We start from the raw sequence: 21,761 nt of genomic DNA on the forward strand, positions 1-21,761 counted from the left end.
ACCGCAGGGTATCGGCCAGATCGGCGGACCGTTCCCACCACCGACAACGGCAGGTCGCCGCACCGTCCGCGCGGGAGGTCCGCGCAAACCGCCCGCGGCCCGCCCCCGATCCAGGCCGAAACCCGGCTGGTGCCGCGTGCGGGGCGGGCGTGGGGTGGGGACGGGCGGACGTACGGGGGCCGGGGGAAGGGAGAGCGGAACGTGGCAGCGGAACAAACGGGCACGCCGGTGGAGGAGTTCGCGCGGTTCCTGCGCGGGTTGACCCGGCTGCTCGACGAGACGGCCGGGTGGTACGGGGTCTTCACGCTCCGCGACCCCGAGGGGTTACGGACCTGCCTGGACGGGAGGGACGTACCGCCCTGGGACGTCGTGGAGTCACTGCTGCACGACCTCGCCGAACGGCGTGGAGCACACACCGTCCGCACCGCCGGGTTACGGGCGCGCCGGCTCCACCACGAGGCGGTCGCCGCGTACGACACCGGGCCGGACGCCTCCGCCCGGCTGGCGGACCGGCTGGACGAGATGCTGCGCGAACGGCAGTACGCGGCGCTCCGCGGCCGGGAACTGCTCGCCGAACTCCGGGCGGCGACCGGCGGCCCCGAGACCGAGCGGCTCACCGGCGAACTGGCCTGGGCACGCGACGACCACGTACGGTCCGGGGCCCGGGCGCGGGAACTCAAGGCCCGTATCGACGCGTTGACCGGACAGCGGGCGGCACCCAGCCCGGCCCCTCATCCCCCTCCGACCCCTGCCCCCACCACCCCTCGCACCTTCACCAGCGCCGCCCGGCTCGCCCGGCTGCGGGCGGCCGGGCGCGGCGGGGAGGCGCACGCCCTGTTGTGCGCCGCCGCGCACGCGCCCCCTGCCGAGCTGCCCGTGCTCATCGCGGAGCTGGAGCACGCCGGGCTGGTGACGGAAGTGCCGACCCTGCTCTGGGAGGCGGCCTGCCTGCCGCCCGACCGGCTCGCCGCTGCCGCCGACGCGCTCGCCGCCGCCGGGCGTACGGCCGAGAGCGCGCGCCTGCTGCGTCAGGGCGTCACCCGGCCCGTCGAGGAAGTGGCGCACACGGCGCTGGCGCTGCTCGGCGCGGGCCGCCCGGTCCAGGCGCGCGAACTGTTCGCGGCGCTGGTCCGGGCCCGTACGCCCGAGGAGGCGGTGGAGGCGACCGCGAGCGCACCGGGCGAGCTGACCCCGCTGCTCCTGGACGCCGCCGCCGGGGTCTCGCCGAACCGGCACCGCGACATCAGCCACGCCCTGCGGGCCGGCGGCCCGAGAAGCTGACTCCGGTCCAGGAAGTGGTCCGGCCCGGCGTCCGGCCCGGCAAGTGACTCCGGCCCGGCGGCCGGTCCGGCCCCGCGTCCCGCCCGGCCCCGCGTCCCGCCCGGCCCCGCGTCCCGCCCGGCCCCGCGTCCCGCCCGGCCCCGCGTCCCGCCCGGCCCCGCGTCCCGCCCGCGGGGGAGATGGTCTTGCCTCGCCGCCGCACGAGGCCTACGGTCGCCTCCACACGCGTAGATCCGCATGGCCCGTGGCCGACGGCTCGACGAAGGAGCAGCTCATGGCCGATGTTGTCCGTAACGTCGTACGCGCCGCACTGGTTCAGGCGTCCTGGACCGGCGACACCGAATCGATGATCGCGAAGCACGAGGAACACGCCAGGGCGGCGGCCGCGCAGGGCGCACAGGTGATCGGCTTCCAAGAGGTCTTCAACGCCCCGTACTTCTGCCAGGTGCAGGAGCCGGAGCACTACCGCTGGGCCGAGCCGGTGCCGGACGGCCCCACCACGCGCCGGATGCAGGAGCTGGCCCGCGAGACCGGCATGGTGATCGTGGTGCCGGTCTTCGAGGTCGAGCAGTCCGGCTTCTACTACAACACCGCCGCCGTCATCGACGCCGACGGCACCGTGCTCGGCACCTACCGCAAGCACCACATCCCGCAGGTCAAGGGCTTCTGGGAGAAGTACTACTTCAAGCCGGGCAACCTCGGCTGGCCGGTCTTCGACACCGCCGTGGGCCGGATCGGCGTCTACATCTGCTACGACCGCCACTTCCCCGAGGGCTGGCGCCAGCTGGGTCTGAACGGCGCGCAGCTCGTCTACAACCCCTCCGCCACCTCGCGCGGCCTGTCCGCCTACCTCTGGCAGCTGGAACAGCCCGCCGCCGCGGTGGCCAACGAGTACTTCGTCGCGGCGATCAACCGGGTCGGCGTGGAGGAGTACGGCGACAACGACTTCTACGGGACGAGCTACTTCGTCGACCCGCGCGGGCAGTTCGTCGGCGACGTCGCCAGCGACACCAAGGAGGAACTGGTCGTCCGCGACCTGGACTTCGGTCTGATCGACGAGGTGCGGCAGCAGTGGGCCTTCTACCGGGACCGCCGCCCCGACGCGTACGAGGGACTGGTCCAGCCGTGACAGCGCGGCACACGCCCCCGGACGGCGCCGGGGCCGCCGCACCGGACGCGGACCTGCGCTCCCGGCACCGCGCCGTCCTGCCGGACTGGCTCACCCTGCTCTACGAGCGGCCCATCGAGCTGACGCACGGCGAGGGCCGCCACGTCTGGGACGCGGACGGCAACCGCTACCTGGATTTCTTCGGCGGCATCCTCACCACCATGACCGCCCACGCGCTGCCCGAGGTGACCAAGGCGGTCGCCGACCAGGCGGGCCGCATCCTGCACACCTCGACGCTCTATCTGTCCCGCCCCATGGTGGACCTGGCGGAGCGGATCGCCGCGCTCTCCGGCATTCCCGACGCCCGGGTCTTCTTCACCACCTCCGGTACGGAGGCGAACGACACCGCGCTCCTGCTGGCGACGGCGTACCGGGGCTCGAACCAGATCCTGGCGATGCGCAACAGCTACCACGGCCGGTCCTTCTCGACCGTCGGCATCACCGGCAACGCCAGCTGGTCTCCGACCGGCCTCTCGCCGCTCCAGACGCTGTACGTGCACGGTGGCGTGCGCGGCCGGGGCCCGTACGCCGGGCTGTCCGACGCCGCGTACATCGACGCCTGCGTCGCCGACCTGGAGGACATGCTCGGCCAGACGGCGAACGTCGCCGCGCTGATCGCCGAGCCGGTGCAGGGCGTCGGCGGCTTCACCGCGCCGCCCGACGGGCTCTACGCGGCCTTCCGCGAGGTGCTGGACCGGCACGGCATCCTGTGGATCTCCGACGAGGTGCAGACCGGCTGGGGCCGCACCGGCGACCACTTCTGGGGCTGGCAGGCCCACGCCGGCAACGGCCCGCCGGACCTGCTGACCTTCGCCAAGGGCATCGGCAACGGCATGTCCGTCGGCGGTGTCGTCGCCCGCGCGGAGGTGATGAACTGCCTCGGCGCGAACTCCGTCTCCACGTTCGGCGGGAGCCCGGTCACCATGGCGGCTGCCCTGGCCAACCTCGACCATCTCCTCGAACACGATCTCCAGGGCAACGCCCGGCGCGTCGGCGGCCTGCTCATCGAGCGGCTGCGGGCGGCCGGCGCCGGGCTCGGGACCGTGCGGGAGGTGCGCGGGCGCGGCCTGATGATCGGGGTCGAACTGGTGGCGCCGGACACCGGGGAACCGTCGCCGCAGGTGGCGAACCTCGTCGTGGAGGCGGCCAGGGAGCGCGGCCTGCTCATCGGCAAGGGGGACTGTCGGGCGCCGTGCTGCGGATCGCGCCCCCGCTGTCCCTGACCGCCGAGGAGGCGGCGGAAGGCGCCGCGATCCTGGCGGACTCCTTGCGGGCGGCCGAACGCGGACTGTCGTCCGCCTGAAGTGGACCGACCGGTTCTGATCGGTTCCGACCGGTTTTGGCCGGGGAAACTCCCTGGCCGCATAAAAAGACGCGAGCCGGAAACTTACCCTTCCGGGTGAAGCTCCGGCTCGCGCCTAGGCAGTCCTACGGTCGCGGCGGCGGTCCGCTGGGACCGGCCGGCCTGCGCGCCGTCGTCAGGCGAGAACGATGTTCTCGGCCTGCGGGCCCTTCTGGCCCTGCGTGACGTCGAAGGAGACCTTCTGGCCCTCGACGAGCTCACGGAAGCCCTGAGCCTGGATGTTCGAGTAGTGGGCGAAGACGTCGGCGCCGCCGCCGTCCTGCTCGATGAAGCCGAAGCCCTTTTCGGAGTTGAACCACTTCACGGTGCCGGTTGCCATGTCTGTATCCTTCGATCGAGGCAGTTGAGGAATCCGCACTGTGCGGTTTCCAGGGTCGCCGCAATTGAGCCCATCCGGATGAGACCGGCAGAAAACAAATGCGCCCGACGGTCACATACCGTCAGGCGCACATAACGTTTATGGGTACCAAAACTGCAACTGATTCGAAGGTAGCACGGAACCTGTCGCCGGAACAGTACCCACGGTGATCCCCGGGTGTCGTCCGGGCCACGCCGACGGCGACCCCGGGGTGCCACCGCGGTGGCACCCCGGGGTCGCGGGGCCGGGCCCCGCGGCCGTCAGCCGACGGATCAGCGCTGTCAGATCGTCGCGGTGTCGATCACGAAGCGGTAGCGGACGTCGCTGGCGAGCACCCGCTCGTACGCCTCGTTGATCCGGTCCGCGGCGATCACCTCGATCTCCGAGGCGATGCCGTGCTCGCCGCAGAAGTCCAGCATCTCCTGGGTCTCCTGGAGGCCGCCGATCAGCGAGCCGGCGAAGGACCGGCGGTTGCCGATCAGGGCGAACGGCGCGACGGGCAGCGGGTGCTCCGGCACACCGAGCTGGACGAGGGTGCCGTCGGTGCGCAGCAGGCCCAGGTAGGCGTTGAGGTCGAGCTCGGCGGAGACGGTGTTGACGATCAGGTCGAAGCTGTTCGCCAGCTTCTTGAAGGTATCCGGGTCGGACGTGGCGTAGTAATGGTCGGCGCCGAGCCGCAGGCCGTCCTCCTGCTTGCGCAGCGACTGGCTCAGTACGGTGACCTCGGCACCCATCGCGTGCGCGATCTTGACGCCCATGTGGCCGAGGCCGCCGAGGCCCACCACGGCGACCTTCTTGCCGGGGCCGGCCTTCCAGTGCGCCAGCGGCGAGTACAGGGTGACGCCGGCGCACAGCAGCGGCGCGGCGGCGTCCAGCGGCAGGCTGTCCGGGATGCTCAGCGCGTAGTTCTCGTCGATGACGAGGTGGGTGGAGTAGCCGCCCTGGGTGGCCACGCCGTCCCGGCCGACGGCGTTGTACGTGCCGACCTGGCCCAGCTCGCCGGTGCAGTACTGCTGGAGACCGGCCAGGCAGTTCTCGCACGTCCGGCAGGAGTCGACGAAGCAGCCGACGCCGACCCGGTCGCCGACCGTGTAGCGGGTCACCTCGGAGCCGACCTCGCTGACCACGCCCGCGATCTCGTGGCCGGGGACGATCGGGAAGTGCCCGCCGTCGCCCCACTCCGCCCGCACGGTGTGGATGTCGGAGTGGCAGATGCCCGCGAACTTGATGTCGATGACGATGTCGTGCGCGCCCGGCTCCCGGCGCTCGATGGTGGTGCGCTCCAGCGGAGCCTTCGGGGCGGGAGCTGCGTATGCGGGAACAGAGGTGCGGTTCATGTTCTCCAGGGTGGACTTGCGTGCCTGGTGCAACCAGTGCCCTGTTGAGCCTACGCTCGGCGTTCCTACCACTGCGAAAACCACCCTGGCGGTACGGCGGCCGTCGCCCCCGGCGATGCGGTGGCCGACGGCACCGACCCGCACGGTGGCCGGTGCTCCTGTCCGTACGGCGCCCGGGGCCCGGCTGCCGCCGGTGCCGCGTTCCGGGCGGCGACCGTCATAATTCAGGGATGGACCAGCGCACCGAACTGAGCGAATTCCTCCGCTCCCGCCGCGCCAGGCTCCGGCCAGAGGACGTCGGTCTGGCCCACCACGGCGGGCGCCGGAGGGTGCCCGGCCTGCGACGGGAGGAGCTGGCACAGCTGGCCGGGGTCAGCGTGGCGTACTACATACGGCTCGAACAGGGACGGGGGCAGAACGTCTCCACGGCGGTGCTGGACGCGATAGCGGACGTGCTGCGGCTGACCCGGGCCGAGCGCTCCCACCTGACCCACCTGGCCAGGCCGGCCTCCCGTCGCCTGCGTCCCGCTCTCCGGCCGCAGCGGATCCGTCCCGCCTTCCAGGACCTGATCGACGCGATGGAGGGCGTCCCCGCGTACGTGGTCGGCCGGCGGCTGGACATCCTCGGCTGGAACCGGCTCGGCCGCGCGCTCCTCGGTGACTTCGCCGCGATGCCGGCCGAGGAGCGCAACATGGCCTGGCAGCTCTTCCTCGCCCCGGCGACGCGCGAGCTGTACGCCGACTGGGCGGAGAAGGCGGCCCACGTCGTCGCCCACCTGCGGCGTGACGTCGGCCGGTTCCCGGAGGACCCGAAGCTGTGCGCGCTGATCGACGAGCTGTCCGCGCGCAGTGCGGACTTCCGGCGGATCTGGGCGGCCCACGACGTCCAGGACAAGGGCTTCGGCACGAAGCGGCTGAAGCATCCGGTGGTGGGGCCGCTGTCGCTCGCGTACGAGACGCTCGCCCTGCCGGCCGACCCGGACCAGCAGCTGGTCACCTACCACGCCGAACCCGGGTCGCCGTCGGCGCGGGCGCTGCGCCGGCTGGCGGAAGGCGCGGCGGGGCCGGACGCACGCCTCGCGGAGCGGCCGGGCGTCCTCGCGGAGCGACCGGGTGTCTGCGCGGAGCAGTCGGCCGTCCGTGCGGAGCGGGTGGCCCCGGTGTTCTGAAAGCGGCGACGCGCCCTGTTGTGCGGGCGCCCGGCTGGGTACCGTACGACTGGGCCCCGCTGTGAGCATTCCGGCGGGGCCCGCCAAGTGCACAGCGCTCGGCGTCCGCCGTCGGTACCGCTCGTCGGGCACTTGTGCCCACCCGCTCCACCGTGCGCTTCTTTACTTCTCCATTACCTCTACAGTGCTGTAGATTTTTGATCCCCGGCCGGTGGCGACGGCCGCCGCCTGCCCAAGGCACGCCATCCCGACGCAGGAGTGACAGCACATGACCGTGAACCTGGACAAGGGTCAGAAGATCAGTCTGAGCAAGTCCGGCGGAGGCGAGCTCAGCGTCGTACGGATGGGACTCGGCTGGCAGGCCGCCGCCCGCAAGGGCTTCCTCGCCAAGCTGATGGCCCGCGAGATCGACCTGGACGCCTCGGCCGTCCTCTTCGCCGGGCAGGAGCCCGTCGACGTCGTCTTCTTCCAGCACCTGATCAGCGACGACGGCTCGGTGCGCCACACCGGTGACAACCTGGTGGGCGGCGCGGGCCAGGGCGGCGACGACGAAGTGATCCTCGTCGACCTCCAGCGGGTGCCCGCCCGCGTCGACCAGATCGTCTTCACGGTGAACTCCTTCACCGGGCAGACCTTCGCCGAGGTGCAGAACGCGTTCTGCCGCCTGGTGGACGAGACCAACGGCCAGGAGCTGGCCCGCTACACCCTGACCGGCGGCGGCCCGTACACCGCGCAGATCATGGCGAAGGTGCGCCGGGCCGGCGGCGGCTGGGAGATGGCCGCCATCGGCGAGCCCGCCAACGGCCGCACCTTCCAGGACCTGATGCCGGCCATCGCCTCGCACCTGTAAGCACGGCTGAAGGGCGCGCCCCTCCCGGGCGCGCCCTTTCGCGTGCCGGGGTCAGCCGACGTTGACGCCGTAGTCGGTGGCGATACCGGCCAGCCCCGAGGCGTATCCCTGGCCGATGGCCCGGAACTTCCACTCGCCGCCGCGCCGGTAGAGGGCGCCGAAGACCATCGCCGTCTCGCCCGCGGCGTCGTACGACAGCTCGTAGCGGCACATCTCGCGGCCCGTCAGGTTGTCCACGACGCGGATGTACGCGTCCTCGACCTGGCCGAAGCTCTGGCCGCGCTGCTCGGCGTCGTGGATGGAGACGGTGAAGACGACCTGCCCGGTCTCCTCGCCGAGCCGGTCCAGGTCGATGAGGATCTGCTCGTCGTCGCCGTCGCCCGCGCCGGTGAGGTTGTCGCCGGTGTGCCGGACCGCGCCGTCCGGGCTGGTCAGGTTGTTGTAGAAGACGAAGTGCGCGTCGGACAGGACGCGTTGGTCGGTGCCGCAGACGACCGCCGAGGCGTCGAGGTCGAAGTCGGCGCCGGCGGTGGGCCGGGCGTCCCAGCCCAGGCCGACGGTGACGTCCGCGAGGGGAGTGCCGTCCTGGTTGAGGACGACGTTCTGGCCCTTGCTGAGGCTGACGCCCATGGTGCTGTGTCTCCTGTTGCGTGTGCGTACGGTCCGGTGTGTCGTGCTGTCCCCCATCGGGCAACGCGGCGGCCGAGGGCAAGGTTCCCGAGTTGCGCAATCAGTGAAGTAACCCGGTCCGTTCGCCGGCCGGCTCCCCTGAACTGCGGTCATGGTGTTGCCACGGTGGGTGACATGCTTCTACGGTCGGCTGCACGGCCGCGCTCTACGGGTGTAGACCGGTCTTGACGCGGCGTCACCTGGGGCGGACCGCCCGGACGGCGGAGCACGCCGGGCCAGCTCCCTTCCGGCGCCGCCGAGCACCACTGGTGTGTGGAAGGGAGAACCGGAAGCATGACCCGTACAGTCGTCCGCGGCGGCCTGGTCGTCACCGCCGCCGAGGAAGTGCACGCCGATGTGCTGGTCGAGAACGGCCGCGTCGAAGCACTGGCCACACCGGACAGCCAGCAGTGGACAGCCGACCGCGTCATCGACGCCACCGGGAAGTACGTCGTCCCCGGCGGCGTCGATGCCCACACCCACATGGAATTCCCGTTCGGCGGAACGGCTTCCTCCGACACCTTCGAGACCGGCACGAAGGCGGCGGCGTGGGGCGGCACCACCACGATCATCGATTTCGCGGTGCAGTCGAAGGGCGCCGCGCTGCGGGAGGGGCTGGACGCCTGGCACGCGAAGGCCGACGGAAGATGCGCGATCGACTACGCCTTCCACATGATCGTGTCGGATGTGAACGAGTCCACGCTCAAGGAGATGGACGGGCTCGTCGGCGAAGGCGTGAGCTCGTTCAAACTGTTCATGGCGTATCCGGGCGTCTTCTACTCCGACGACGGACAGATCCTGCGCGCCATGCAGCGGGCCGGTGACAACGGCGGCCTGATCATGATGCACGCCGAGAACGGCATCGCGATCGACGTGCTCGTGCAGCAGGCGCTGGAGCGCGGCCAGGCCGACCCGCGCTACCACGGCGAGGTCAGAAAGGCCCTCCTGGAAGCGGAGGCGACCCATCGCGCGATCAAGCTGGCCCAGGTCGCCGGGGCGCCGCTGTACGTCGTCCACGTGTCGGCGCGGGAAGCGGTCGCCGAACTGACGCGCGCTAGGAACGAGGGCCTGCCGGTCTTCGGCGAGACGTGTCCGCAGTACCTGTTCCTGTCGACGGACAACCTCGCCGAACCCGGCTTCGAAGGCGCGAAGTACGTGTGCAGCACACCGCTGCGGCCGAAGGAGCACCAGGCGGCACTCTGGCACGGCCTGCGCGCGAACGACCTCCAGGTGGTGTCCACGGACCACTGCCCGTTCTGCTTCTCCGGACAGAAGGAGCTGGGCCGCGGGGACTTCTCCAAGATCCCGAACGGGATGCCCGGCGTCGAGAACCGGATGGACCTGCTGCACCAGGCCGTCGTCGACGGACACCTCACCCGGCGGCGCTGGATCGAGATCGCCTGCGCGACACCGGCCAGGATGTTCGGCCTGTACCCGAAGAAGGGCACCATCGCGCCGGGCAGCGATGCCGACCTCGTCGTCTACGACCCGCACGCCGAGCAGACCGTCTCGGCGGCCACCCACCACATGAACGTCGACTACTCGGCCTACGAGGGCAGGCGCCTGACCGGACGGGTCGAGACGGTCCTGTCGCGCGGCGAACCCGTCATCATCGCGCGCGAGTTCACCGGCCGGGACGGGCACGGCGCGTACACCCCGCGCGGCACCTGCCAGTACCTGAACTGAACAGCGGAAGGGGTTATCACCATGGACTTCGGACTCGTTCTGCAGACCGACCCGCCGGCCTCCCAGGTCGTCAGCCTCATGCGGCGCGCGGAGGCAGCAGGCTTCACCCACGGCTGGACCTTCGACTCGTGTGTGCTGTGGCAGGAGCCGTTCGTCATCTACAGCCGCATCCTGGAACACACCGAACGCCTGATCGTCGGCCCGATGGTCACCAACCCTTCGACCCGCACCCCGGAGGTCACCGCCTCCACCTTCGCCACCCTCAACGACATGTACGGCAACCGCACCGTCTGCGGCATCGGACGCGGCGACTCGGCGATGCGGGTGGCCGGCCGCGCCCCCAACACGCTGGCGCGCATCAGCGAGACGATGAAGATCGTCCGCGCTCTCGGGCGCGGCGACGAAGCCGACCTGGGCGGCGGCATGGTCGTGAAGTTCCCGTGGGTGCGCGAAGGGGCGCGGCTTCCCGTCTGGATGGCGGCGTACGGTCCCAAGGCGCTCAAGATGACCGGCGAGGAGGCCGACGGTTTCATCCTCCAGCTCGCCGACCCGTTCCTCACGGAGTGGATGGTGAAGGCGGTACGCGCGGCCGCCACAGCGGCAGGCCGTGATCCGTCCGACGTCAAGATCTGTGTCGCGGCCCCCGCCTACGTCACGGACGACGACTCGCCCGAGGCGCTCGCCCACGCCAGGGAACAGTGCCGGTGGTTCGGCGGCATGGTCGGCAACCACGTGGCCGACCTGGTGTCCAAGTACGGCACGGACTCGGGCGCGGTGCCGCAGGAGCTGACCGACTACATCAAGTCCCGCGAAGGCTACGACTACGCCCACCACGGCCGTTCGGGCAACCCGGACACCGCCTTCGTCCCCGACGAGATCATCGACCGTTTCTGTCTCATCGGCACGGCGGACGCACAGGTCGAGAAGTTGCGCAGGCTGCGGGAGCTGGGCGTCGACCAGTTCGCGCTGTACGCGATGCACGACGCGAAGGAGAAGGTGATCGACGCGTACGCCAGGGACGTCATCCCGAAGGTCAACGCCTGAGCGGAGCGCCGCCTGGCCGGTGCGCCGGTGAGACGAAGGGCTCGGAACACGCCGGTGGGTGTGTCCCGAGCCCTCGTCGTGCCGGGTGGGAACTCTCGTAGCGAACCAACCGGGGTCTCGGACGGTGGTGCTGAGGAGGCGGCACCCAGGTGCCCGCGATGTCCCGGCGTGGCGTGGGCCTCTTCCGTCAGATGGTGCGATCACCCAGGATGGGGGACGGCTTCGGCGGGTGCCGGGACGGACCGCGGAGTCAGGGAGTCGCGGAGTCGTCGTGCGTACCGGACCGGCCGGAGGGGCCGGCCGCCCGCCGGGAGGAGAGGCAGATGCGCGTCGCCGTGGTCGGTTCGGGCATCGTCGGCGCGAGTGCCGCCTGGCACGCGGCCGGGCTGGGGGCGGACGTGGTGCTCGCCGGGCGTGCGGCGCCCGGCGAGGCGACCGCGGCCGGCGCGGGCATCATCTGCCCCTGGGCCTCCGAGCACGACGACCCGGACTGGTTCCGCGTCGCCGCGGAAGGGGCCCGGTACTACCCGGAACTGATCGGCGGACTCACCGAGGCGGGCGAGCGCGGCCTCGGCCACCGGGCCGTCGGCGCGCTCGCCCTGGCCGCCGACGACGCGGACCTGCACCGCATCCGCCGGCGGGTGCTCGAACGGCGGCGCGGCCCTGCCGACACCGGCGACGTGGACCTCCTCGGCGAGTCCGAGGTGCGCACGCTGTTCCCGCCCCTCGCGCCCGGCTCCCGGGCCGTACACATCGCCGCCGGTGCGCGGGTCGACGGCGGCCGGCTGCGGGACGCGCTGCTGCGCCAGGCGCGGCACCGGGGCATCGATCTGCGGACCGGCCGCGCCGCACTGCTGCGTACGGCGGACCGCGTCACCGGCATCGAGGTGGACGGCGAGCGCATCGCCGCGGACGCGGTCGTCGTCGCGGCCGGGGCTTGGGCGCCGGAACTGCTGGCACCGGTGGGCGTCACCGTACGGGTCGCACCGCAGCGCGGCCAGATCGTCCACCTGTCGCTGCCCGGCGCGGACACCGGGAACTGGCCCGTCGTCATGCCCCGCGCCACCGGGCACTACCTCGTCCCGTTCGACGGCTCGCGGATCGTGGCGGGCGCCACCCGGGAGGCCGGCACCGGCTTCGACCACCGGGTGACGGCCGCCGGACTGGCCGAGGTACTGACCGAGGCCCTGGCCGTCGCGCCCGGACTGGCGGGCGCCACCCACCTGGAGACCCGGGTCGGCTTCCGTCCCGTAGGACCGGACATCCGGCCGCTGCTCGGCCAGGTCCCGCAGTTGGCGGGCCTGGTCGTCGCCGACGGTCTCGGGCCGACCGGGCTGACGGTCGGCCCCTGGGCGGGGCGGGTCGCCGCACTGCTCGCGACGGGCGGGGACCCGGGGCTGGACCTGAGCCCGTACGACCCGGTGCGCTGACCGGCGCACGGCCTCGGCGGGGGCGCACAGGACGCGCGGAGGCGCGCGGGGGCGCGCACCGACTCAACCGTCCCTGCCAACTCTTTGCCCACTCCTGATGCTCCCCATACGGGGCGGCCTTGGAGCCGCACGCCCGATGCGAGGACCATGGACCGTATGAGGCGCCCTCCATCGGGAACACCCTTCGGACCTGCTGCCCGGACGACGACCGCCGCGGCGGGCCGGCTCTCCCACGTGCGGTGGATCGCCGGCGGCACCGGAGCGGGCAAGAGCACGCTGGCGATAATCCTGGCCCGGCGCCACGGCGCCGTGATCTACCGCGGCGACCTGGCCCAGCACACCTGGCTGCCCCGCTGCACCCCACGACAGCATCCGCACTTCCACGCGGCCCGCGACGAGCCGCCCGGCTCCCTGTGGGACAGCCGCAGCCCCGACGAGGCATGCGGCTTCGCGCAGCGCGTGGTCGCCGAGACCTTCGCCTTCGAGGTCGAGGACCTCCTCGCGATGCCCGCCGACCGGCCCGTCCTGGTGGACTGGTTCGGCAACCTGCCGAGCCAGCTCGCGCCCCTGCTCACCCGCCCCGACCAGGCGGTCTTCCTGCTGCCCACCCCCGAATTCCGGATGGCCGCGCTACGCGCCCGGCGCAACGTCCCGGTACGGTCCCTGGTCAGCTGGGGCAGCCGGGCCCCGGAGTCCACCCTGGCCAAACGGCTGGCCCGGGACGAACTGTGGGACGCCGAGGTACGCCGTCAGGCCGCCGCCCACGGAAACACGGTGATCACCATGGACGGCGGCCGCCCGGCCGGCGACCTCGCGGACGAGGTGGCGGCACGCTTCCGGCTGGGCACGGCGGCGTAGCAGACGGGGCGTACGAGACGGGCCGTACGAGACGGGCCGTACGAGACGGGAGCGCAGGAGACGGCGGTCGCCCCTACGGAACCCGCGCGGTCCACTCCGGCGAGCTGAACTTCCCGCCCGCCAGCTCCTGGGCCCGCGTCATCTCCTCCGGGGACACCGTGCCGTCGCTGCCCCCGTACCGTGCGCGGAACGAGCCGATCATCCGCTCGATGACCTCCGCCCGCGGCAGCCCGGTCTGGCGGCGCAGCGGGTCCACCCGCTTCTTCGCGCTGCGGGTGCCCTTGTCCGACAGCTTCTCCTTGCCGATCCGCAGCACCTCGACCATCTTGTCCGCGTCGATGTCGTAGGACATGGTCACGTGGTGCAGCACCGCCCCGTCGCCCGCTACCATGCGCTTCTGCGCGGCGCCGGCGATCTTCCCGGCGTCGGTGGCGATGTCGTTGAGCGGCTTGTACCAGGCGTTGACGCCCATGTCGCCGAGGGCGGTCAGCACCCAGTCGTCCAGGTAGGCGTAGCTCTCGGCGAAGGTCAGCCCCTGCACGAGCGAGGCCGGTACGCACAGCGAGTACGTGATGGTGTTGCCCGGCTCCACGAACATCGCGCCGCCGCCGCTGATGCGCCGGACGACCGTCACGCCGTGCCGTGCGGCGCCCTGCGGGTCCACCTCGTTGGCCAGCGACTGGAAGCTGCCGATGATGACGGCGGGGCGGTCCCACTCCCACACCCGCAGGGTCGGCGGGCGCCGGCCGGCGGCCACTTCGGCGGTCAGCACCTCGTCCAGGGCCATGTGCAGCGCGGGCGGCTGCGGCGCCTCGTGGATGATCTGCCAGTCGAAGTCCGTCCAGTCGGTGGCCTGCGCGACGGCGCGGCGTACCGCGATGCCCACCGCCTCCGCCGTGAACCCGAACAGCACCGCGCCGGGCGGCAGCGCCGCCTCGATCCGGGCCGCCAGCCCGCGCGCGTCGGTGTCGGCGGGCGCGCCCTCCAGCGCCGCGTTGATGGCGCCGAGCGCGTCGTCCGGCTCCAGGAAGAAGTCGCCCGCGACCCGGACGTCGCGCAGCGTTCCGCCCGTCACGTCGAGATCGACGACCACGAGCTTGCCGCCCGGCACCTTGTACTCACCGTGGTGCTTGCCCTGCACGGCGCATCCTCCCGCTGTTCTGTCGCGGCGCACGGCCCGGTCGGCCGGCAGCCGGGTCAACCGTAGCGCCGCCGGTGGCATTCCTGGCAAAGGGGGCGGTTCAGGTCGCTCGAGCTGCGGCTCTCACCTCGGAGACGAAGCCCTGGAGCACGGTGGACCGGTGGTCCTCGGGGAGGCCGGCCAGCGTTTCGCGAGCCATGTCGAGACCGGCGTGCACGTCTCCGGACTTCACCACCGACAGGGCGCGGTGCACGCCTGTGTGGGCGGCGTACCGGCTCAAATGGGCAGGCCTGAGGAGGTCGGCGGTGTCCTGTTCCGCCTGCGACCGGTCCACGTCGCCGAGCCTTGCGTGGACGAGCGTCTTCGTCAGGCTGTAGCCCCAGCGCGGCATGGAGAACACGGATGCCTGTTCGTGGGTTTCGACCACCGGGAACATCTCGTCAGCGTTTCGGAGAGCCCCCAGAGCCAGGTCGGGCTCGCCCAACTTGCCGTACCCGTGCGCAAGCGCCAGGAAGGCGCACAGCCGTCCGAGAGAGGAAGCCTCCGACAGATCCAGTCCGTCGCCGGCCATGAGGATGACCGGCTCGGGCTCGGCGCCCTCGTACACCAGAGCCAGCGCGCCCTGCCCTCGCGTCCACTCTCGTAGTGAAGTGCAGCCGCTGCGGTCGGCGGCGGCCACGGCCGTCCGGTACCAGCGGGCAGAAGCCGCAGGACCGTTCAGGGAAGCGGTGGCCATGCCCATCACGACCGAAAGCCGAGCGGCCGCCTCCCACAACGCCGACCGGTTCTCACCCAGCTTCCCCCGCAGCAGCAGAAGATCGCCTGCCAGACGCGGCTCCACTTCTCGGGCGGACAGGGCCATGAAGTCGTGTCCGTAGTCGTCCGCGATCCGGTGCCAGTCGTCCGTCGCGGCGGCCTCGCCCATGGCTTCCATGAGTCCTTGCCGTGCCACCTCGGCCAGCGCCGACGGGTGGCCGGCTCCGGCGGCCTGCAGGGCTGCGAGGGGTACGGAGAACACCTCGGCCAGGAACGGGAGCCAGAAGCGGCCCGGAGACCGTCTCCCCGACTCCCACCGGCTGACCTCCTCACGGGTCAGGGTGGGGTGTCCGGACCGGTCGCAGAGATGGCCGGACAGGTCTGCCTGGGACCAGCCCCTGCCTGCCCGAAGGACCTTGATCAGCTCTCCGATGCGCACGCGGCCAGTTTGGCCACCAATACGGCCACTGGGCGGGGAGCCGGACTCGATTACACCTGAAGCATGACCAAGACGTACCCCGGTGACCCGGTGGAACTTCCCCTGCGGCAGGACGCCGCGCCCCGCCCTCGGGCAGGCTGCAAGACGTGTTCGGAGATCGGCATCCGCAGGAAGAACCGGCGTTCGGCCCACGACCACAGCGGCGTGTCCGACGCCAACGTCGACCTGCGCAGGCACCAGATCGCGGGGTGCCCCTCATGAGGCGCAGGACGTTGCGGTTCGTGCCGTTCCGGATCGAGCAGGACCGGACGGCGGAGCCCACCTATGAGGCAGTGTGCGTGTCCGGTGACGACAAGGAGTGCGGGCAGTCCTCGGATGAGTGGATCACTCCGCACCCTGTGGAGGTATGGATGCGCGAGCACTCCAGGGACACCGGGCACACACGGTTCCGCCGGGCGTTCGTGGACTACGCGGACGTGTCGAGACAGGGCTGACCACAAGGGTGAAGACGTCCCCTTCCGAGATGATGATGAATTCAGGGGGCGCCTCCATGCGATTCCGCCGTCGCCGACGAGGCTCGTGCGGACAGGCCCGGCAGATGTGATCAGGAACGGCCCTGCCCGGGGCATTCCCGGGTGCTCTGCGGGGGAGAGGGCGGGAAGGAGACCGTCCGTACGACGCGAGGAGAACCGAGAACCGTGTTCACCACCCGCCCGACCCTCCAGGGAACCTTCGGCATGGCCGCGACCACGCACTGGCTGGCCTCCCAGTCCGCGATGGCCGTGCTGGAGGACGGCGGCAACGCCTTCGACGCGGCGGTGGCCGCCGGGTTCGTGCTGCATGTCGTCGAGCCGCACCTGAACGGGCCGGCGGGCGAGGTGCCGGTCGTCCTGGCGCCCGCCGGCGGGCCGGTGCGGGTGCTGTGCGGCCAGGGGCCGGCGCCCGCCGGGGCGAGCGTGGCGCACTACACCTCGCTCGGGCTCGGGCTGGTGCCCGGTACCGGACCGCTCGCCGCCGCCGTGCCGGGTGCGTTCGACGCGTGGATGCTGCTGCTCCGGGACCACGGCACCAAGTCCCTCGGCGAGGTGCTCAGGTACGCCGTCGGGTACGCGGAGCACGGGCACCCGGCCGTCGAGCGGGTCGGCGAGACGGTGGCGACGGTCCGGGAGCTGTTCGAGACCGAGTGGATATCGTCCGCCGAGATCTACCTGCCGGAGGGGCGGCCGGTCGCGCCCGGCGGGCTGCTCAGGAACCGGCCGCTGGCCGCCACTTGGCGCCGTCTGATCGCCGAGGCGGAGGCCGCCGGGCCCGGCCGGGAGGCGCAGATCGACGCGGCCCGGCGGATCTGGCGCGAGGGCTTCATCGGCGAGGCGCTGGCCGGCTTCGCGGCCCGCCCCGCCATGGACACCTCCGGCGAGCGGCACGCCGGCACCCTCACCGGCGACGACCTGGCGGCCTTCTCCGCGACGTACGAGGACCCGGTCACGTACGACTGGAACGGCTGGACCGTGGCGAAGCCGGGCGGCTGGTCGCAGGGCCCGGTCCTGCTCCAGCAACTCGCGCTGCTGCCGCCGGAACTGCCCGCCTACGGCAGTCCCGAGTACGTGCACCTGCTGATCGAGGGCTGCAAGCTGGCCATGGCCGACCGCGAGGCCTGGTACGGCGACGCGGCCGAGGTGCCGCTCGGCACGCTGCTGAGCGAGGACTACAACGCGGTGCGGCGGGCGCTGATCGGGGAGCAGGCCTCGTACGAGTTGCGGCCCGGCAGCCCGGACGGCCGTACGCCCCGGCTGAGCAAGCACGCCCTGGCCGTCGCGGCCGGGGAGGACGCCGCCGGCGCGCCGGGCGCCGCCGGTGCCGGGGCGGGCGAGCCCACGGTGGCGACTCCCGGCACCCCCGGGGCCGCTCCCGTCATCGCCCCCGAGGTCGACCGGAGCGGCGCCACACGGGGCGACACCTGCCACATCGACATCGTGGACCGCTGGGGCAACATGGTCTCCGCGACGCCCTCCGGCGGCTGGCTCCAGTCCAGCCCGGTGGTCCCCGCGCTCGGCTTCCCGCTCGGTACGCGCCTCCAGATGGCCTGGCTGGAGGAGGGGCTTCCGAACTCGCTGACGCCCGGCCGCCGACCGCGCACCACCCTCTCCCCGTCCCTGGCGCTGCGCGACGGCGTGCCCGTGATGGCTTTCGGCACCCCCGGCGGCGACCAGCAGGACCAGTGGCAGTTGCACTTCCTGCTCGCCGCGGCCCTGCGCGCGCCGGTGCGCGGGGGCTCGATCTGCAAGGCGCCATCGACGCCCCGAACTGGCACAACGACTCCTTCCCCGGGTCCTTCTTCCCGCGCGCCATGCGGCCGGGCAGCGTCACCGTCGAGTCCCGCGTCGGCGCGGACGTGATCGGGGAGCTGCGGCGGCGCGGGCACGCGGTGACCGTCGGCGACGCGTGGTCGGAGGGGCGGCTGTCCGCGGTGGCGCGGGACCCGGAGAGCGGGGTGCTGTCGGCGGCGGCGAACCCGCGGGGGATGCAGGGGTATGCGGTGGGGCGGTAGCCGGGCCGGGGCGGGCCGGGCGGGCCGGGCGGGCTGGACCGGGGCCGGCGAGCCGGGCGGGCCGACACCGGCCGCGGGCGGGCCGGACCGGGGCGGGCACCCGTCCGGAGCGCGGCCGGCACCCCGCCGGGCCCGGCCCCCGGCATCCGGAGTTCACCTCCTGTCCAGCTCCCGTGTCAGTGGTACGTGGTTCGATGGGGTCATGATCGAAGCGATTCGTACGGAAACGGGAGACACGACGGACGAGACGGGTGCGGTGGGCGCCGCCGCGGCGCACACGGCCGAAGAGAAGGGCGCGGCGGCCGGTGCCGCGGCGCACACGGCGGACGAGGTGCTGCGCGCGCTGAATCCGGCCGCCGTCGAGGACGCCGTCCGCAAGGCCGCGGCGGCCGAGATCATGCCGCGGTTCCGGCAGCTCGCCGCCCACGAGGTGCTGGAGAAGAACGGCCCGCACGACCTCGTCACGGTCGCCGACCGGCTGGCCGAGGAGCACCTGACCGCCGCCCTGACGAGCCTGCTGCCCGGCTCGCTGGTGGTCGGCGAGGAGGCGGTGCACGCCGATCCGGCCGTGCTGGAGGCGCTGGACGGCGACGCGCCGGTGTGGATCGTCGACCCGGTCGACGGCACCCGTCAGTTCGTGCACGGCGACCCCGGCTTCGCCACCCTCGTCACCCTGGCGCTGCGCGGCGAGCTGCTCGCCTCCTGGACGTACGCCCCGGCCCTGGACCTGATGGCCACCGCCCGCCGCGGCGCCGGCGCCGAGCTGAACGGGGAGTCGCTGCGCCGGAGCGCCCCGGTGGCCGGTGCGGTCCTGGACGTGGCGATATCGCACTACGACTTCACCACCGACGAGCAGAAGCGGGTGCTGGCCGCCCTGGAGACCGACGGCGTCGCCCCGCGCCCCTGCGGCTCGGCGGGCCTGGAGTATCTGCACATCGCCACCGGCGAGCTGGACGCCGTGGCCTTCAGCTGGGAGAACGCCTGGGATCATGCGGCGGGGCTGCTGCTGGTCCACGAGACGGGCGGGGCGAGCGGCACGGTCGCAGGCGAGCCGTTCCGCATATCGGGGGCAACGCGCTGCCGTTCACCGCGGCACGGGACGAGGAGACCGCCCGGCGTATCCTCGGACTGCTGGCGGCCGCCAACTGATCCTCGACGGCGAGGGTCGCTGACGAGGGAGTGGCGCAGGTGCCGACGATGCTCGATGCCGTGGTGATCGGGGCGGGCCCCAACGGGCTGACCGCTGCCGTCGAACTGGCCCGCCGCGGCATGTCCGTGGAGGTCTTCGAGGCCCACGACACCATCGGCGGCGGCGCCCGCACGGAGGAGCTGACCCTCCCCGGCTTCCGGCACGACCCCTGCTCGGCGGTGCACCCGCTCGCCGCGGGCTCGCCCGCCTTCGCCGCCATGGACCTGGAGCGGCACGGCCTCCGGTGGCTGCATCCCGACCTCCCGCTGGCGCACCCCTTCCCCGACGGTACGGCCGCGGTGCTGTCCCGCTCCGTCGGCGAGACGGCGATGTCCCTCGGCGTGCACGACGCCGGGGCGTACCGCCGCCTGCTGGCGCCCTTCCTCGGCAAGTGGGACACCCTCGCCGCGGACTTCCTGCGCACCCAGTGGCTCGGCCTGCCGCGCGACCCGGTGACGTACGCCCGGTTCGGCCTGGCCGCGGCCCAGCCGGCCGCGCTGCTCAACCGGCGCTTCCGGGACCAGAAGGCGCGCGGCCTGTTCGCCGGCCTCGCCGCGCACGTCATCGCGCCGCTCAGCAGCCCGGGCACCGGCGGCGCAGCGATCATGTTCGCGCTGGCCGCGCACGCGGGCGGCTGGCCGATCCCGCGCGGCGGCTCCCAGGCCATCCCCGACGCGCTGGCCGCGCTGCTGCGCCTGCACGGCGGCGCGGTGCACACGGGGTACGAGGTCAAGCGGCTGGACGACCTGCCCCCGGCCCGCGCGTACGTCTTCGACACCTCACCGACCGCCCTGGCCCGGATCGCCGGCCTCGGCAACGCCTACCGCGGCGTACGGTACGGACCCGGCGTCTTCAAGATCGACTACGCGCTGTCCGGCCCGGTGCCGTGGACCTCCGCCGCGGCCCGCCGGGCGGGCACCGTGCACCTCGGCCCCACCAGCGGCGAGATCGGCACCGCGCTGCGCGCCGCCGCCGACGGCCGTGCCCCGTCCGTACCGTTCCTGATCACCTCGCAGCCCACCCTGACCGACCCCACCCGGGCGCCCGAGGGCAAGCACACCTTCTGGGTGTACGGGCACGTCCCGCACGGCTGGGAGGGCGACGCCACCGACGCGGTCGAACGCCAACTGGAGCGCTTCGCGCCCGGGTTCCGCGACCTGGTCCTGGCCCGCGCCGTCGCCGGGCCGCCCCAACTGGCCGCCCGCAACGCGAACTACGTCGGCGGGGACATCTGCGCGGGTTCCGCCGCCGGGCTGGGCCTGGTGATCCGCCCCAAGCTGGCGCGCGTCCCGTACACCACCGCCCATCCGGCGGTCTTCCTGTGCTCCCAGTCCGCCCCGCCGGGACCCGGCGTCCACGGGATGTCCGGCCACCACGCCGCCCGGGCGGTCTGGTCGCGGCTGCGGCCCACCCGCTGACGCGGAGCCGGACGGCCAGGGCCCACCGGCCGGACGGCGTGGCGGTCCGGCCGACGGGCCCGTGCGCGGCACGCACCGCGTCCTCCGTACGGCTCGGAGCCTGCGTCAGCACCCCGGCCGGGGCCACGACACACGCGCTCAGAGATCCAGCACCAGCCGCGGACCCAGCGCACGGGAGACACAGGCGAACATCCGCCCCTCATCGGCGCCGACATCGTCCCGGTGCTCCACCTCCCCCTCCAGGACGGTGATCTCGCAACTCCCGCAGACGCCTTCGCGGCACCCCGAAGACACCGGGACCCCGGCATGTTGCAAGGCGTTCAGCAGCGAATCGTCGGCATCCACCTGCACCGTCCGCCCCGACCGGGCGCACGCGACCTCGAACGCCTGGTCGGGGGCGAAGACCTTGGGCACCGGCTGGAACCGCTCCGTGCGCAGCTGCCCGGCGGGGAAGGCGGCCTCCACCGCCGTGAGCATGGAGGCCGGCCCGCAGCAGTAGACCAGGGTGCCGGGTGCCGGCTCCGCCGCCAGCGCGGCGAAGTCCGGCCTGCCGTGCTCCCGGGTGGTGACGATGCGTACGGCGTCCCCGTAGGCCGAGCGCAGTTCCCCGGCGAAGGGCATGGTGGCGGCCGCCCGGCCCGCGTACACGAGGGAGGCGGGCAGTCCGGCCGCCACCGCCGCTCGCAGCATCGGCAGGACGGGGGTGATGCCGATCCCGCCGGCGAGGAAGAGGTAGCCCGGCGCGGGGTCGAGGGGGAAGTTGTTGCGCGGCAGCGACACGTCGAGCGGACGGCCCGGGCGCAGGAAGCGGTGGATGTACTCGGAGCCGCCGCGGCTGAGCGGGTCGTACCGTACGGCGACGCGATAGGTCTCGCGGTCCGCGGGGTCACCGCACAGGGAGTACTGCCGGGTGAGCCAGTTCGGCAGGGCCACGTCGACGTGGGCGCCCGGCTCCCAGGGCGCCAGGGGCCGTCGGCACCGCGCAGGACGAGGGAGACGACGTCCTCGGCGACCGGGTCGATACGGTCGAGAAGAGTCCGCTGCATGGATGATTCCC

The 21,761-nt window shown here is 72.8% G+C and carries 16 protein-coding genes and 4 pseudogenes; 14 read left to right on the forward strand and 6 right to left on the reverse strand.

Features of this window, described 5'->3' with window-relative positions; all coding sequences use genetic code 11:
* Positions 1-201 precede the first annotated feature (201 nt).
* From ACEXOX_RS38680 to ACEXOX_RS38690, 3 genes and pseudogenes are all read left to right on the forward strand, one after another.
* Positions 202-1,281: a hypothetical protein gene (locus ACEXOX_RS38680; protein WP_406525422.1), complete on the forward strand. Its 1,080-nt coding sequence runs from the start codon at positions 202-204 to the stop codon at positions 1,279-1,281.
* Between the two features lie 274 nt (positions 1,282-1,555).
* A complete protein-coding gene (locus ACEXOX_RS38685; RefSeq protein ID WP_406525423.1) occupies positions 1,556-2,410 on the forward strand; it encodes a nitrilase-related carbon-nitrogen hydrolase in 855 nt (284 codons plus the stop codon).
* A 53-nt stretch (positions 2,411-2,463) separates the two neighbouring features.
* A pseudogene (locus ACEXOX_RS38690) lies at positions 2,464-3,752 on the forward strand (aspartate aminotransferase family protein).
* A gap of 175 nt (positions 3,753-3,927) precedes the next feature.
* Here ACEXOX_RS38690 and ACEXOX_RS38695 read toward each other — a convergent pair.
* Both ACEXOX_RS38695 and ACEXOX_RS38700 read right to left on the reverse strand, forming a co-directional pair.
* Positions 3,928-4,131 carry a cold-shock protein gene (locus ACEXOX_RS38695; protein WP_030020385.1) on the reverse strand — a complete coding sequence of 68 codons (204 nt, stop codon included), beginning with the start codon at positions 4,129-4,131 and terminating at the stop codon, positions 3,928-3,930.
* A 320-nt stretch (positions 4,132-4,451) separates the two neighbouring features.
* Positions 4,452-5,507 (reverse strand): NAD(P)-dependent alcohol dehydrogenase, encoded by a 1,056-nt coding sequence (locus tag ACEXOX_RS38700; protein WP_406525424.1) that lies wholly within the window; start codon positions 5,505-5,507, stop codon positions 4,452-4,454.
* A gap of 230 nt (positions 5,508-5,737) precedes the next feature.
* Here ACEXOX_RS38700 and ACEXOX_RS38705 point away from each other — a divergent pair, with 230 nt between their 5' ends.
* Together ACEXOX_RS38705 and ACEXOX_RS38710 are read left to right on the forward strand one after the other, a co-directional pair.
* On the forward strand, positions 5,738-6,676 hold the full coding sequence (locus tag ACEXOX_RS38705; protein ID WP_406525425.1) for a helix-turn-helix domain-containing protein: 939 nt from the start codon (positions 5,738-5,740) through the stop codon (positions 6,674-6,676).
* A gap of 268 nt (positions 6,677-6,944) precedes the next feature.
* Positions 6,945-7,526: a TerD family protein gene (locus tag ACEXOX_RS38710; RefSeq protein WP_406525426.1), complete on the forward strand. Its 582-nt coding sequence runs from the start codon at positions 6,945-6,947 to the stop codon at positions 7,524-7,526.
* 51 nt (positions 7,527-7,577) lie between these two features.
* Here ACEXOX_RS38710 and ACEXOX_RS38715 read toward each other — a convergent pair whose 3' ends face one another.
* Positions 7,578-8,156, reverse strand: a complete 579-nt coding sequence (locus ACEXOX_RS38715) for a TerD family protein (protein WP_406525427.1) — start codon at positions 8,154-8,156, stop codon at positions 7,578-7,580.
* A gap of 333 nt (positions 8,157-8,489) precedes the next feature.
* On the opposite strand from ACEXOX_RS38715, the gene hydA reads away from it, so the two are divergent.
* The 4 genes from hydA (at position 8,490) to ACEXOX_RS38735 (ending at position 13,213) form a co-directional block, all read left to right on the forward strand.
* A complete protein-coding gene (hydA, locus tag ACEXOX_RS38720; RefSeq protein WP_406525428.1) occupies positions 8,490-9,881 on the forward strand; it encodes a dihydropyrimidinase in 1,392 nt (463 codons plus the stop codon).
* A 21-nt stretch (positions 9,882-9,902) separates the two neighbouring features.
* Positions 9,903-10,925 carry a TIGR03842 family LLM class F420-dependent oxidoreductase gene (locus ACEXOX_RS38725; protein ID WP_406525429.1) on the forward strand — a complete coding sequence of 341 codons (1,023 nt, stop codon included), beginning with the start codon at positions 9,903-9,905 and terminating at the stop codon, positions 10,923-10,925.
* Positions 10,926-11,248: 323 nt separating this feature from the next.
* Complete coding sequence (locus tag ACEXOX_RS38730; protein WP_406525430.1) at positions 11,249-12,355, forward strand: NAD(P)/FAD-dependent oxidoreductase; 1,107 nt, start codon at positions 11,249-11,251, stop codon at positions 12,353-12,355.
* Between the two features lie 156 nt (positions 12,356-12,511).
* The gene (locus ACEXOX_RS38735; RefSeq protein ID WP_406525431.1) at positions 12,512-13,213 is read left to right on the forward strand and encodes a hypothetical protein; all 702 of its coding nucleotides are present in this window, start codon (positions 12,512-12,514) and stop codon (positions 13,211-13,213) included.
* A 73-nt stretch (positions 13,214-13,286) separates the two neighbouring features.
* Here the strand turns inward: ACEXOX_RS38735 and ACEXOX_RS38740 are convergent, their stop codons facing one another.
* Positions 13,287-14,354: a biotin/lipoate A/B protein ligase family protein gene (locus ACEXOX_RS38740; RefSeq protein WP_406525432.1), complete on the reverse strand. Its 1,068-nt coding sequence runs from the start codon at positions 14,352-14,354 to the stop codon at positions 13,287-13,289.
* 100 nt (positions 14,355-14,454) lie between these two features.
* Positions 14,455-15,549, reverse strand: coding sequence for a helix-turn-helix domain-containing protein (locus tag ACEXOX_RS38745; protein ID WP_406525433.1), 1,095 nt, complete (start codon positions 15,547-15,549; stop codon positions 14,455-14,457).
* 63 nt (positions 15,550-15,612) lie between these two features.
* On the opposite strand from ACEXOX_RS38745, the gene ACEXOX_RS38750 reads away from it, so the two are divergent.
* From ACEXOX_RS38750 to ACEXOX_RS38770, 5 genes and pseudogenes are all read left to right on the forward strand, one after another.
* Positions 15,613-15,810, forward strand: coding sequence for a hypothetical protein (locus ACEXOX_RS38750; protein WP_406525434.1), 198 nt, complete (start codon positions 15,613-15,615; stop codon positions 15,808-15,810).
* Positions 15,807-16,043 (forward strand): hypothetical protein, encoded by a 237-nt coding sequence (locus ACEXOX_RS38755; RefSeq protein WP_406525435.1) that lies wholly within the window; start codon positions 15,807-15,809, stop codon positions 16,041-16,043. Before ACEXOX_RS38750 ends, ACEXOX_RS38755 begins: the two co-directional genes overlap by 4 nt.
* Before the next feature lie 204 nt (positions 16,044-16,247).
* A pseudogene (locus ACEXOX_RS38760) lies at positions 16,248-18,097 on the forward strand (gamma-glutamyltransferase family protein).
* A 202-nt stretch (positions 18,098-18,299) separates the two neighbouring features.
* Positions 18,300-19,246 (forward strand): annotated as a pseudogene (locus ACEXOX_RS38765) (inositol monophosphatase family protein).
* Positions 19,247-19,285: 39 nt separating this feature from the next.
* Complete coding sequence (locus tag ACEXOX_RS38770) at positions 19,286-20,704, forward strand: phytoene desaturase family protein (RefSeq protein ID WP_406525436.1); 1,419 nt, start codon at positions 19,286-19,288, stop codon at positions 20,702-20,704.
* 138 nt (positions 20,705-20,842) lie between these two features.
* Here ACEXOX_RS38770 and ACEXOX_RS38775 read toward each other — a convergent pair.
* Positions 20,843-21,750: pseudogene (locus ACEXOX_RS38775) on the reverse strand (PDR/VanB family oxidoreductase).
* Positions 21,751-21,761 lie beyond the last annotated feature (11 nt).

It is taken from the genome of Streptomyces sp. Ac-502, from assembly GCF_045222935.1.
GTDB lineage: Bacteria > Actinomycetota > Actinomycetes > Streptomycetales > Streptomycetaceae > Streptomyces > Streptomyces monomycini.

Excerpts from the sequence above, each read along its gene's own strand:
- ACEXOX_RS38685 (WP_406525423.1), top strand. The coding sequence starts at position 1,556 with ATGGCCGATGTTGTCCGTAACGTCGTACGCGCCGCACTGGTTCAGGCG.
- ACEXOX_RS38710 (WP_406525426.1), top strand. The coding sequence starts at position 6,945 with ATGACCGTGAACCTGGACAAGGGTCAGAAGATCAGTCTGAGCAAGTCC.
- ACEXOX_RS38695 (WP_030020385.1), bottom strand. The coding sequence starts at position 4,131 with ATGGCAACCGGCACCGTGAAGTGGTTCAACTCCGAAAAGGGCTTCGGC.
- ACEXOX_RS38730 (WP_406525430.1), top strand. The coding sequence starts at position 11,249 with ATGCGCGTCGCCGTGGTCGGTTCGGGCATCGTCGGCGCGAGTGCCGCC.
- ACEXOX_RS38715 (WP_406525427.1), bottom strand. The coding sequence starts at position 8,156 with ATGGGCGTCAGCCTCAGCAAGGGCCAGAACGTCGTCCTCAACCAGGAC.
- ACEXOX_RS38755 (WP_406525435.1), top strand. The coding sequence starts at position 15,807 with ATGAGGCGCAGGACGTTGCGGTTCGTGCCGTTCCGGATCGAGCAGGAC.
- ACEXOX_RS38705 (WP_406525425.1), top strand. The coding sequence starts at position 5,738 with ATGGACCAGCGCACCGAACTGAGCGAATTCCTCCGCTCCCGCCGCGCC.
- ACEXOX_RS38700 (WP_406525424.1), bottom strand. The coding sequence starts at position 5,507 with ATGAACCGCACCTCTGTTCCCGCATACGCAGCTCCCGCCCCGAAGGCT.
- hydA (WP_406525428.1), top strand. The coding sequence starts at position 8,490 with ATGACCCGTACAGTCGTCCGCGGCGGCCTGGTCGTCACCGCCGCCGAG.
- ACEXOX_RS38750 (WP_406525434.1), top strand. The coding sequence starts at position 15,613 with ATGACCAAGACGTACCCCGGTGACCCGGTGGAACTTCCCCTGCGGCAG.
- ACEXOX_RS38725 (WP_406525429.1), top strand. The coding sequence starts at position 9,903 with ATGGACTTCGGACTCGTTCTGCAGACCGACCCGCCGGCCTCCCAGGTC.
- ACEXOX_RS38735 (WP_406525431.1), top strand. The coding sequence starts at position 12,512 with ATGAGGCGCCCTCCATCGGGAACACCCTTCGGACCTGCTGCCCGGACG.